General features: G+C 48.8%; 10 protein-coding genes. 2 read left to right on the top strand and 8 right to left on the bottom strand.

What is annotated here, in order from left to right:
- Window positions 1–51: 51 nt before the first annotated feature.
- The 3 genes from tig to ABXS75_08480 all read right to left on the bottom strand — a co-directional run bounded on the left by tig (window position 52) and on the right by ABXS75_08480 (window position 2,660).
- Window positions 52–1,338, bottom strand: coding sequence for a trigger factor (gene tig / locus ABXS75_08490; GenBank protein ID XCP86816.1), 1,287 nt, complete (start codon window positions 1,336–1,338; stop codon window positions 52–54).
- Between the two features lie 84 nt (window positions 1,339–1,422).
- A complete protein-coding gene (locus ABXS75_08485; protein ID XCP86815.1) occupies window positions 1,423–2,103 on the bottom strand; it encodes a hypothetical protein in 681 nt (226 codons plus the stop codon).
- A complete protein-coding gene (locus ABXS75_08480) occupies window positions 2,103–2,660 on the bottom strand; it encodes a DJ-1 family glyoxalase III (GenBank protein XCP86814.1) in 558 nt (185 codons plus the stop codon). The genes ABXS75_08485 and ABXS75_08480 overlap by 1 nt, the downstream gene beginning before the upstream one ends.
- Before the next feature lie 318 nt (window positions 2,661–2,978).
- Between ABXS75_08480 and ABXS75_08475 the strand changes: the two genes are divergently transcribed.
- Both ABXS75_08475 and ABXS75_08470 read left to right on the top strand, forming a co-directional pair.
- Window positions 2,979–3,428 (top strand): CYTH domain-containing protein, encoded by a 450-nt coding sequence (locus ABXS75_08475; GenBank protein XCP86813.1) that lies wholly within the window; start codon window positions 2,979–2,981, stop codon window positions 3,426–3,428.
- A gap of 255 nt (window positions 3,429–3,683) precedes the next feature.
- Window positions 3,684–4,067 (top strand): helix-turn-helix transcriptional regulator, encoded by a 384-nt coding sequence (locus ABXS75_08470; GenBank protein XCP86812.1) that lies wholly within the window; start codon window positions 3,684–3,686, stop codon window positions 4,065–4,067.
- Window positions 4,068–4,183: 116 nt separating this feature from the next.
- On the opposite strand, the gene ABXS75_08465 is transcribed toward ABXS75_08470, so the two are convergent.
- The 5 genes from ABXS75_08465 to secA form a co-directional block, all read right to left on the bottom strand.
- Window positions 4,184–5,392 (bottom strand): aspartate kinase, encoded by a 1,209-nt coding sequence (locus ABXS75_08465; protein ID XCP86811.1) that lies wholly within the window; start codon window positions 5,390–5,392, stop codon window positions 4,184–4,186.
- Between the two features lie 9 nt (window positions 5,393–5,401).
- The gene (locus tag ABXS75_08460; protein ID XCP86810.1) at window positions 5,402–6,604 is read right to left on the bottom strand and encodes a cofactor-independent phosphoglycerate mutase; all 1,203 of its coding nucleotides are present in this window, start codon (window positions 6,602–6,604) and stop codon (window positions 5,402–5,404) included.
- A gap of 188 nt (window positions 6,605–6,792) precedes the next feature.
- Entirely contained in the window at window positions 6,793–8,007 is a 1,215-nt protein-coding gene (locus ABXS75_08455; GenBank protein XCP86809.1) for a homoserine dehydrogenase, read from the bottom strand.
- Window positions 8,008–8,033: 26 nt separating this feature from the next.
- A protein-coding gene (gene prfB / locus ABXS75_08450; GenBank protein XCP86808.1) for a peptide chain release factor 2 occupies window positions 8,034–9,138 on the bottom strand; the annotation gives its coding sequence in 2 pieces (ribosomal slippage) (window positions 8,034–9,062 and window positions 9,064–9,138; 1,104 coding nt in all).
- Between the two features lie 76 nt (window positions 9,139–9,214).
- The gene (secA, locus tag ABXS75_08445) at window positions 9,215–11,782 is read right to left on the bottom strand and encodes a preprotein translocase subunit SecA (GenBank protein ID XCP86807.1); all 2,568 of its coding nucleotides are present in this window, start codon (window positions 11,780–11,782) and stop codon (window positions 9,215–9,217) included.
- Window positions 11,783–11,994: the final 212 nt, after the last annotated feature.

The raw sequence follows: 11,994 nt of genomic DNA, 5'->3' as shown, positions 1-11,994 counted from the left end.
ATCTCTGTGTCAAATACCTGTTCTCGTCACGTAATACTTTGTACTGCGCAACTATTTCTCTACGGCATTCTCTACCAGGAAGGTCACTGCTTCCTGAACTGCCATATCTTCTTTCATCTGTTCTTTCTCTCTGTCGCCCATGTACTCTTTCAGCTTGTCAGCTTCCATCTGGTAAGCCTCTGCCATCTTAGCGATCTCCGCATCCAGCTTCTCATCAGAAATCTCGATGTTCTCTGCCTTTGCTACCGCTTCCAGAACGAGTCTCGTCTTGATTCTCTTCTCTGCCTGCGGGCGCATCTCAGCCAACATCTTCTCTGCTGTCATACCGGTAAACTGCATGTACTGCTCCATATTAAGTCCCTGCTGCATCAGTCTCTGAGCGAAATCATCTACCATCTGTCTGCTCTGTGTCTCGATCATCGCCTCCGGAATATCCATCTGGGATGCCTCGATCAGAGCCTCAACAGCCTGGTCTTCCTGTTTTCTCTTGCCCTCTGCTGCCTTGCTCTCTTTTAATTTGGCTTTAACGTCTGCCTTGTATTCCTCTAAAGTATCAAACTCAGAAACTTCGGATGCAAATTCATCATCAAGCTCCGGAAGTTCTTTCGTCTTGATCTCATGTACGATACATTTAAATACAGCATCTTTGCCCTTCAGTTCCTCTGCATGGTAGTCTTCCGGGAACGTAACCTTTACTTCTACTTCCTTCTCTGTCTCAGCGCCGATCAGCTGATCCTCAAATCCCGGAATGAAAGATCCGGAGCCGATGGTCAGCGGGTAATTCTCACCCTTTCCGCCTTCAAATGCTACGCCGTCAACAAAACCTTCAAAGTCGAGAACGATCTCGTCTTTATCTGCTACTGGACGATCTGTCACTTCGATGGTTCTTGCATTCTTCTCGCGCTCTTCCTCCAGCTTTGCCTCTACTTCAGCATCTTCAACTTCGTCAGAGATCTTGTCAACTTCGATTCCCTTATACTCGCCGAGAGTCACTTCCGGCTTTACAGCAACCTCTGCTGTGAAAATAAACGGTTTGCCCTTCTCGATCTGTGTAACCTCAATCTTCGGCTGGGAAACGATGTCAAGTCCGCTCTCATCATATGCTTTGGAGTATGCATCCGGGATCAATGCATTGGCTGCATCATCATAAAAAATCTCCGGTCCATACATCTTCTCGATCAACTGACGCGGTACTTTTCCCTTTCTGAAGCCCGGAACGGCAATTTTGCCTTTTTGTTTCTGGTATGCCTTCTGGAGTGCTCCTTCTAACTCTTCGGCAGAAACCTCGATCGTAAGTTTCGCCATATTGTGTTCTAAATTCTCAACCTGTAAACTCATTACCATTTCCTCCTAAATATATATATGTGAAAAGTCGGACAGACTTATCTACATTACACTCATTTGACGATTATATCACAGTTTTTATAGTTTATCAAGTTCTAAAATCCGCTCAATAAAGGTATTTATCTCGGTTTCATCCAGGGACGGGGCATTATTTTTCACTACACTGACCGTAAAGACAAATTCCTCCTCCTCTCCGTATTCCATATCAAGATATGCGCTCTCCAAAAGCGAATAGGCCTGCCTCATATAATCCTGGAGCATAGCGGACTGAATCTCTTCGTCGCTTCCCGTATACTCCCCGTCTTCCGCTTTCTTCGCAATTCGGTCAGACTCCTCTTTAAGCTGCGGAATAAATACGGAAAACACATTGGCCGGGCGGTAGGTCACTGGCACCTCATAGGTACCGTCCTGCATCTTTTTCACCTCGCCGACCCGGTATTTCATCGTGAGGAAAATCTGCTTCACCAAGTTTCCATAACTATCCGAAAATGCCTCCCCGCTGTCGATGCCACCCGTCAAATAGTTACTTACAAATGCATTGATCCCATTTTCATAAATCTGCTTTAGATCAGAAGTAGACGCGTTTATGAAGCGCTTAGCTTCCTGAGTCTCCCCCTGGAAAATGAGGTCCAGATTCGCCTGTACATATCCTGCGCCATCGACCTTCCGGCTGCCCGCACAGCTCCGAATCCCGATCACTGCCGCCAGAATCACCAAAAGCCCAATGACTACGGCGATCACCACTGTTCGTTTCTTCATTATACTTCACTCCGGTAAACGATCTGCTGGGCAATCTGCTGGGCAGTCTCAAGGTCACGCAACGCTTCGATCAGCTTCAGCGCAAATGGAATCGATACCCCCATACCGCGCCCGGTGATGATCGTGCCGTCCGCTACCGCCGGCTCTTTTACCACTTCTGCCCCGATAAGTCCGTCTTCCATGGAAGGGTAGACTGTCGCCTTTTTTCCTTTTAACAGACCAAGGTCTCCCAAGATTGTCGGCGCCGCACAGATCGCTGCCACATATTTTCCCTTGCCATAAAAATCCAATATTAATTTTCTAAGTTCCTGGTGCCTTTTCAGATTCTGAGTCCCTCTAAGGCCTCCCGGAAGAACGAGCATCTCCGTATCTGAAAAATCTGCTTTCTCAAATTTCTTATCCGCCTTCACCACAATCTGGTGGGAACCGGTCACTTTTTTCTTCTCCATAATGGAAACCGTCTCTACCTGAATTCCTGCACGTCTCAATAAGTCTACCGTAGTGAGTCCTTCAATTTCTTCAAATCCATCAGCCAAAAAAACACATACTTCACTCATCGTTTCAAATCCTTTCTTTTTTTACATATTATTCACCGGGTGAACGTCCAACAGGCCCTCATTCAGGCCTGCCTGATACCTGACACTTTCCCGCAATCCTACGGTTTCCCATACCGCTTATGCAATATGATTGTAGCAAACCAATTTCCAAATTGCAATGCTTAAGGGCTTGTAAATCTGAGATTCTTCTCTTATACTCTTTACTAGCTACAGTGTCTCCTTCCTGTTAAGACAGGCCATTTTGTAAAATATGTGAGACACAATCTCAGCTTCGTCCGGTCATTTTCAGGACATTTATCGAAAGGAGATTTATAAAATATGGAAATCGAACGCAAATATCTCGTTGACACGCTCCCCGAGCATCTGGAGCAGTTCCCTTGCCGCGCCATTGAGCAGGGCTATCTGAATACGAATCCCGTTGTGCGGATACGCAAGGATGGGGACGATTATGTGCTGACTTATAAATCCAAAGGCCTTATGGTACGCGAAGAATATAATCTGCCGCTAAACGCCGAATCTTTTCAACATCTGTTGTCGAAGATTGACGGACGATTGATCACCAAAACACGCTATTGTATCCCCTACGAAGACGGTCTCACCATTGAACTCGACGTTTTCTCCGGTGATTTGGCGCCTCTTGTCCTGGCGGAAGTCGAATTTCCAAGTGAGGAGGCCGCAAACAGCTTCGTACCGCCTTCCTGGTTCGGAGAAGATGTCACATTTTCCACCCGCTACCATAACAGCAATTTAAGCAAGTTAATTTCGTAACGATTTTGTTGCATATTTCATTTCTGTTTCGTTTTGTTGCTCATCGACACTTTTTGACAAAAAAATGCTATACTTAGGCAGAGTATGAGGAATCCTGTCCTTAGGATTCTCCGCGCGCGAGCGATTAGTAAAGCAATATTTTTTCCTCACAAGCACTGGCTATGCATCGCTGTACAAAATGCATTCGTTTCATGGAAAAGCATATGGCATTTTCCATGAAATGAAGGAAACTATGTTGGGAACGGAGGTACATAGATGCCCAATATGCAATTATCGAAAAATCTGCGCACGCTTCGGAAAATGCACCATTTAACGCAAACTCATCTGAGTTCTGCACTCAGTATCTCCAGACAAGCGTACTCAAATTATGAGAATAATAAGCGCACACCCGACCTGGACTCCCTGATCAAACTGACTCAGATTTACCGCATTTCTCTGGATCAGCTGGTAAATCGCAATATTGCAGATATCACCGCCGAAGACGATGGAAATGTCCCATACCTGCCTGCTGTAAATATGACTACCAGGCATAACCTGTATCTGACAGATGATGAGACACAGCTAATCATGAAATATCGCGACCTTCCCGCTGACAGCAGAAAAATTGTAATGGGTTTTCTCGAATCTCAGGTAAATTAAAGAAAAGCAGCAGGATTCGGCTGATTCATTCAGTCGTCACTGCTGCTTTTTGCTGCCAGATATACTTAAATATAAGTCCGGTATACCTTCATCCTAATTCAAAACCAATCTACTATCTAGTCTTCCAACCCAAATCCGTCGTGCACTGCAATCAGCGCCTTATCCGTATCCTTCTCATCAATCAGAACGGTGATCCGAATTTCGGAAGTTGAAATCATATTAATATTAATGTTAGAATTGAACAGGGACTCAAACATCGTCGCCGCCACACCCGGATTGCTCAGCATTCCGGCGCCCACGATGGAAATCTTGGACACCTTCTCGTTGTAGGTGATCTCTTTGATCGTAAGTCCTTCCTTGCGGGCCTCAAGTACCTCAAGTGCTTCCTGCAGATCGTCCTGAGACACGGTAAAGGAAATATCCTTCGTTCCCTCACGCCCCACTGACTGCAGGATAATATCCACATTAATATTATGTCTTGCCAGCAGATTGAAAATGCGGAAAGCGATTCCCGGCTTATCCTCAATCCCGATCACCGAAATTCTTGCTGTATTCTTATCCGCCGCAACGCCGGTAATTAACATCTTTTCCACTTTTACTACCTCCTTTACCACGGTTCCTTCTTCCGTATTTAAGCTCGAGCGGACAACCAGCTCCACTCCATATTTTTTCGCCATCTCCACCGAACGGTTATGGAGTACCTTCGCTCCCGAGGTAGCAAGCTCCAGCATCTCATCGTAGGTAATCTCCTCGATTTTTCTGGCATTGGGCACCACCCGGGGATCCGCCGTATACACGCCTTCCACATCCGTATAAATCTCACACTTATCCGCATGAAGCGCCGCTGCCAAAGCAACTGCCGTGGTGTCCGAGCCCCCTCTTCCGAGCGTAGTGTAATCGTCGTATTTGTTGACGCCCTGGAATCCCGTGACGATCACGATTCGTCTGTTTTCCAGCTCATGCCTGATCCTTTCCGTATCGATCCTCTTAAATCTTGCATTTCCATTTCTTGATGTCGTATGCATCTGCACCTGAAATGCGTTCAGTGAGATTGCCGGAACATGCAGGAAATCCAAAGCCATCGCCATAAGCGCCACTGACACCTGTTCTCCGGTCGTAAGCAGCATATCCAGTTCTCTTTTCTTCGGATAGGGATTGATATCGGCTGCCTTTGCCAACAATTCATCCGTGGTGTCCCCCATAGCAGAAAGAACCACGATCACATCATTTCCCATTTGATATTCTTCTGCGCAGCGCCTTGCAACATTGTAAATCCGTTCCTTATCCGCAACAGAACTGCCTCCGAATTTCTTAACTACCAGCATATTGCCCTCCTAGTCGCCAAGCAGGTGCTCCATGAGACGATATCCTTCTTCCCATACGATTCCTGACTGCTTCGCTTTCTTCTCATTATATGTATCCTGACCCGCATATGTCCTCGTACTGTCATAAAGCAAATACGGTACCATGTCGCCGGTATGCGTGCGCTTACAGATCGGTGTCGGATGGTCCGGCAGTACCAGAACCCGGTAATCACACCCTGCCCTCTTCAGTTCCTCCAGCGTCACCTTGATCACTTTCTCGTCCAGCCATTCGATCGACTGGATCTTATCCTCCACGCGGCCCTGGTGTCCCATCTCGTCAGGCGCTTCCACATGGATATAAGCGAAATCATATCCTTCCTCCACAAGCGCAGACACCGCCGCCCTTGCCTTGCCCTCGTAATTGGTGTGAAGACCACCGTTTGCGCCTTCCACCCGTACAACTCCCATATGGGCTCCCACGGCAATTCCTTTGAGCAGATCCACCGCAGAGATCATCACGCCCTTCTTTCCGGTCTTCTCCTCAAATGAAGCAAGCGCCGGTTTTGTTCCCGCGCCCCAGAACCATGCGGAATTCGCCGGATTTAAGCCTTGCTGTCTTCTCTTCTCGTTGAGCGGGTGATGCCTTAGGATCTCAAAACTCTTCTCCATCATCTCCCGAAGGACCTTATCTTCCGGTAAATATTCGCCAATCTTCCTGGTCAAAATGTCATGAGGCGGCTTAAGCTGCACCACTTCCCCGTGATGCCAGATCAGCAGATGCCGGTAACTGGTTCCCACATAGAATTCATATCCTTCTCTTGCCAGCCCTTCTCTCAATGCTTCTAAAAGAACCGCCGCATCCCCGGTGGAAATCTCATCAGAGCTGTGATCCAGAATCGTTCTCTTATCATAATCGCCTTCCTCCTCGGAAAGTGTGACCAGATTACACCTCAGCGCCACATCATCAGGCGCCATATCCACCCCGATACTCAGTGCCTCCAGCGGCGAACGTCCCGTATAATATTTCCGGGGATCATAGCCAAGCGCGGACAAATTCGCCGTATCGCTTCCCGGCGACATTCCTTCCGGCACCATACGCGCTAACCCCTGCTCGGATTTCTTCGCCAGTTCATCCATCACCGGAGTTCTCGCAGCTTCCAATGTGGTCTTTCCGTCTAACGCCTCCAAGGGCTCTCCCGCCATGCCATCTCCAAGTATCACCACATATTTCATAAGTCTCCACCTCGCACACGTATCTCAGTTCGTTTTTTATACCCAAGGGCATCCCGTATGGCCATTCGACCGTTTCAAAAGGTATACCCAAGGGCATCCCGTATGGCCATTCGGCCGTTTCACACGGTATACCCAAGGGCACCCCGTATGGCCATTCGGCCGTTTCACACGGTATGTTTCAGCTTAGTCTAATCTTCTATCCTTATCATATGCAGGACATTCTCATATGCCTCTGCCTTCTTCAAATACTCTCCTTCTGTCATGACCGGAGTCACGAAACCGAATTCTCCACTGACTTCCTGTGGAAGTACAAATTCCACACTGCCGAATTCTTCCTGAATCCGCGTCTGATAATCCGCACACTCCCCGGACATACGCACCAAAAATCTGCGCTTCGTATCCTTCACATCCGCAGGCTCCAGTTTCTCCTCAGTCCAAAAGTTCATAATATCCTTATCGCTGTTTTGCGCCGCGGCGATCACATCCGCCACCACCGCGCTGGCTGTGGGCAGTTTTCCCGCACCACTTCCGTAGAACATGGCATCCCCCAGCATATTTCCCTTCACAAATACAGCGTTAAATACTCCATTTACACTGTAAAGCGGATGCTGTGCGCCGATCAGGCACGGTGCGACCCACGCCGACAGACGTCCGTTCTCCTGCTTGCACTCGGCAAGGAGCTTGATCGTCATGCCGAGCGCTCTTGCGTAATGCATATCCTGCGGGCTGATTCCGCTGATTCCTTCCGTATAGATCTCCTCAAATTCCACTCGTCTGCCGGAAATGATAGAAGAAAGAATCGCGATCTTTCTGCACGCGTCATGGCCCTCCACATCAGCAGTCGGATCTGCCTCCGCAAATCCGTTGGCCTGAGCTTCCTTCAGCACCTCCTGATATCCGGCTCCCTCATAGAACATCTTCGTCATCATATAATTCGTCGTTCCATTCAAGATACCTGCGATCTCATCGATTCTGTCCGCAGTCAGGGAAGAGCCCAGCGCTCTGAGGATTGGAATGCCTCCGCCCACACTGGCCTCGAACAGGAAATTCACGCCGTGCTCTCTGGCGATCCGAAGAAGTCTGGCGCCATGTTTTGCGACCAACGCCTTGTTAGAGGTCACAACACTCTTGCCAGCGTTAAGCGCCCGCTCCACAAAGGTATTGGCAGGCTCCACGCCGCCCATCACTTCGACTACCAATTCGATCTCCGGATCCTCCGCGATCACGCCATAATCATGAACCACTTTTTCCTGTATCGGATCCCCCGGGAAATCCCTCAAATCCAGAACATATTTCACCTCGATCGCGCGTCCTGCTCTCTCCCGGATCAATTCCTGGTTGACGTTTAAGACCTCCACCACACCGGAACCCACTGTTCCATAACCTAATACTGCTATCTTCATTCTACTCTCTCCCGCTTTTCAAACTATTATTTACTGCGCTGCCTTAGGAACGCGTTGATGAACCGGTCCAGATCACCGTCCAGCACGGCGCTCACATTTCCATTCTCCTCACCCGTCCTATGATCCTTCACCAAAGTATACGGATGCATGATATAAGATCGGATCTGATTTCCGAAATTAATATCCCGCACTTCTCCGCGGATGCCGGCCATCTTCTCCTCCTGCTCCTGCTTCTTCAGGATGTACAGCTTGGATTTGAGCATCTGCATCGCCTTATCCTTATTGAAGAGCTGAGAACGCTCATTCTGACACTGTACCACGATTCCCGTAGGGAGATGCGTAATCCGCACCGCCGACGAAGTCTTATTGATATGCTGTCCGCCTGCGCCGCTGGAACGATATGTGTCAATCTTCAGATCGTCCTCGCTGATCTCGATATCGATTTCATCTTCAATATCCGGAATCACATCACAGGACGCAAACGAAGTCTGTCGTTTCCCGGCCGAATTGAACGGGGAGATTCTGACCAGACGGTGCACCCCCTTCTCCGACTGAAAATACCCATAGGCATTCTCTCCCGCCACCTCGAAGGTGATCGCCTTAAGCCCCGTGATATCTCCGTCCTGATAATCCAGAACCGTGATCGCAAATCCTTTGTCCGCCGCATATCGGGTATACATCCGGTAAAGCATATTTGCCCAATCACAGCTCTCCGTTCCACCGGCACCTGCGTGAAGCGTCACGATCGCACTGCAATTATCATACTGCCGCGACAACAACGTGCGGATCCGCATTCCTTCAAATTCTTTTTCAAACCGGCTCAAATCCCGGCGGATCTCCGGAATCACTTCCGTATCCTCTTCCTCATCCGCAAGTTCGATCAAAAGTCCCAGATCCTCATAGGCCCCGGAGAGTTCTTCCATTTCCTTCAAAAAATCCTGAAGGCTTTTCAGTTCCTTCATCACCTTCTGCGATTCGTCCGCCTGATCCCAAAATCCCTGTTCCTGGGTCTTACGCTCCAGTTCCTCTACCCTTTGCTGCTTTGCAGGCAGGTCAAAGTGAATCCCTCATTTCCTTTAATGGCTCTTCATAGGCCAGCAGTGCCGACCTGTATCCTTCTAATTCGACCACATTCTCACCTCAAATCTTCTATATTACCAGTCTATATTCCGGCCTTTTGTTTCCCAGTCTTCTGCTTTCCGGCCTTCTATTTCCGTCCGCAGCACTGTTTATACTTCTTGCCGCTTCCGCACGGACACGGATCGTTCGGATAAATCTTCTTCTCACTCCGCGTCTTCGGCGCCCTCACTGCGCTCTCATCTTTATTCGTTCCGGTCACCTTGGCAACCTGCTCTCTCTCCACTTTCTGCTCTACCTTCACATGGAACAGAAGGCGTACCGTATCCATCGTGATCGCCCGGGTCATCTCTCCGAACATATCATAGCCCAGCATCTTATACTCTACCAGCGGATCTCTCTGTCCATAAGCCTGCAGTCCGATTCCCTGGCGAAGCTGATCCATATCGTCGATGTGATTCATCCATCTTGCATCAATCACCCGAAGCAGGAATACCCGCTCCACCTCACGCAGATGCTCTGCCTCCGGGAACTCGGCTTCCTTATCCTCATATGCCTTGGCAGCCCGCTCCTTCAAAAGATGCTTGAGCTGCTTGACCTCTTTATCCTTCACATCCTCCGTTCTTACCGGCGGCAGGGACGGAATGACAGCCGCAAGATCACGGTTCAGCGCTCCCAGATCCCAATCTTCATAATCCACTTCCGCAGAAATATTGGAGTCCACCGCGTTCTCCACAAATTCGGTGATCATATGGAAAATAGAATCCCGCATATTCTCGCCGTCCAGAACCCTCCTTCTCTCCTCGTAAATGATCTCTCTCTGCTCATTCATTACCTGGTCATATTCCAACAGATTCTTACGAATTCCAAAGTTATTATTCTCGATCTTCTTCTGCGCTTTCTCGATCGCGCTGGAAAGCATCTTGTGTTCGATCTGCTCCCCTTCTTCTACGCCCAGTGTCGTAAATACATTCATCAGACGCTCTGAACCGAACAGACGCATCAGGTCATCTTCCAGAGAAATGTAGAATCTGGATTCTCCCGGATCGCCCTGACGTCCGGCACGGCCACGAAGCTGATTATCAATTCGTCTGGACTCATGACGCTCCGTACCGATGATCTTTAAGCCCCCGGCCGCACGCGCACTGTCGTCCAGCTTGATATCCGTACCACGCCCTGCCATGTTGGTCGCAATCGTCACCGCTCCGTGCTGTCCTGCCTGCGCAACAATCTCCGCCTCCATCTCATGGAACTTGGCGTTCAAGACATTGTGCTTCACCCCTCTTCTGGTCAGCATCTTGCTGAGAAGTTCGGAGGTCTCAATGGTGATCGTACCTACCAGGACCGGCTGTCCTTTTTCATGAGCAGCACAGATCTCATCGATAACTGCCTGGAATTTCTCTTTCTTTGTCTTGTATACGACATCATTTAAATCCTGCCTCTGTACCGGCACATTCGTCGGAATCTCGATGACGTCCATTCCATAAATATCGCGGAACTCATTCTCCTCGGTCAGCGCCGTACCGGTCATACCACTCTTCTTTTCAAATTTATTGAATAAATTCTGGAAGGTGATCGTAGCAAGCGTCTTGCTCTCTCTTTTTACCTTCACATGCTCTTTCGCCTCGATTGCCTGATGCAGACCATCCGAATAACGGCGTCCGGGCATGATACGTCCGGTAAACTCATCTACGATCAATACTTCGTCGTCCTTCACCACATAGTCCTGATCCCGGAACATCAAATAATGTGCGCGCAGCGCCAGAATAATATTGTGCTGAATCTCCAGATTCTCCGGATCTGCCAGGTTCTCAATATGGAAGAAACGCTCTACCTTCTTGACGCCGTCTTCCGTCAGGTTCACGTTACGTTCCTTCTCATTTACGATAAAATCACCTGTCTCTTCGATCTCCTCGCCCATGATGGCGTTCATCTTGGAAAATTCGCCGCTTGCCTCACCTTTCTGAAGCTGTCTCGCCAAAATATCGCACGCCTCATAAAGCCGGGTCGACTTTCCGCTCTGACCGGAAATGATCAGAGGCGTCCTTGCCTCGTCGATCAGTACGGAGTCCACCTCGTCGATGATCGCATACTTCATGCCGCGCTGCACAAGCTGTTCCTTATAGATGACCATGTTATCACGAAGATAGTCAAAACCAAGCTCATTGTTGGTAACATACGTGATATCACAATTATAGGCCGCGCGTCTCTCGTCATTGTTCATGGAGTTCAGGACCACGCCTACCGTCAGCCCCAGAAATTCATGAATCTGTCCCATCCACTCGGCATCACGCTTTGCCAGGTAGTCATTCACCGTTACGATGCACACGCCATCTCCGGTCAGCGCATTCAAATATGCCGGCAGAGTGGATACCAGTGTCTTACCTTCACCGGTCTTCATCTCCGCGATTCTTCCCTGATGAAGGATCACGCCGCCGATCAGCTGCACCCGGAAATGCCGAAGCCCGATCGTACGAACTGACGCCTCACGAACTACCGCAAATGCCTCCGGAAGAATGTCATCCAGTGTCTCGCCCTTAGCCAGACGTTCCTTAAATTCCCGGGTCTTCCCCGCAAGTTCTGCATCGGAGAGCTTCTTGATCTCTGGTTCCAGCGCCTCAATGTGATCAACGATCGGATAAATCCTCTTCAACTCATTTTCACTATGTGTTCCAAATATTTTTTCGAAAAAGCCCATGTCCTAACTCCTTACTCAAAAACTATACCGGTCAGATATCTGCACCGGTTCCCATTCTACCGAGATGAATGTCCACCGGACATTCACTCAGGCATGCTTGGCAACCGAGATGAATGTCCACCGGACGTTCACTCAGGTATGCTTGATATCTTATATATGCGCAGAAAAACTCCACACAAAAATAGATTCATTCCACATTTTAACACTATTTA

Source organism: Roseburia hominis, from assembly GCA_040702975.1.
GTDB classification, from domain to species: Bacteria; Bacillota; Clostridia; order Lachnospirales; family Lachnospiraceae; genus Allocoprococcus; species Allocoprococcus hominis_A.
Note: the sequence above shows the minus strand (reverse complement) of the source record. Positions and strands in the feature narration are given on the sequence as shown.

Excerpts from the sequence above, each read along its gene's own strand:
- ABXS75_08470 (XCP86812.1), top strand. The coding sequence starts at position 3,684 with ATGCCCAATATGCAATTATCGAAAAATCTGCGCACGCTTCGGAAAATG.
- ABXS75_08460 (XCP86810.1), bottom strand. The coding sequence starts at position 6,604 with ATGAAATATGTGGTGATACTTGGAGATGGCATGGCGGGAGAGCCCTTG.
- ABXS75_08485 (XCP86815.1), bottom strand. The coding sequence starts at position 2,103 with ATGAAGAAACGAACAGTGGTGATCGCCGTAGTCATTGGGCTTTTGGTG.
- ABXS75_08465 (XCP86811.1), bottom strand. The coding sequence starts at position 5,392 with ATGCTGGTAGTTAAGAAATTCGGAGGCAGTTCTGTTGCGGATAAGGAA.
- ABXS75_08455 (XCP86809.1), bottom strand. The coding sequence starts at position 8,007 with ATGAAGATAGCAGTATTAGGTTATGGAACAGTGGGTTCCGGTGTGGTG.
- secA (XCP86807.1), bottom strand. The coding sequence starts at position 11,782 with ATGGGCTTTTTCGAAAAAATATTTGGAACACATAGTGAAAATGAGTTG.
- tig (XCP86816.1), bottom strand. The coding sequence starts at position 1,338 with ATGAGTTTACAGGTTGAGAATTTAGAACACAATATGGCGAAACTTACG.
- ABXS75_08475 (XCP86813.1), top strand. The coding sequence starts at position 2,979 with ATGGAAATCGAACGCAAATATCTCGTTGACACGCTCCCCGAGCATCTG.
- ABXS75_08480 (XCP86814.1), bottom strand. The coding sequence starts at position 2,660 with ATGAGTGAAGTATGTGTTTTTTTGGCTGATGGATTTGAAGAAATTGAA.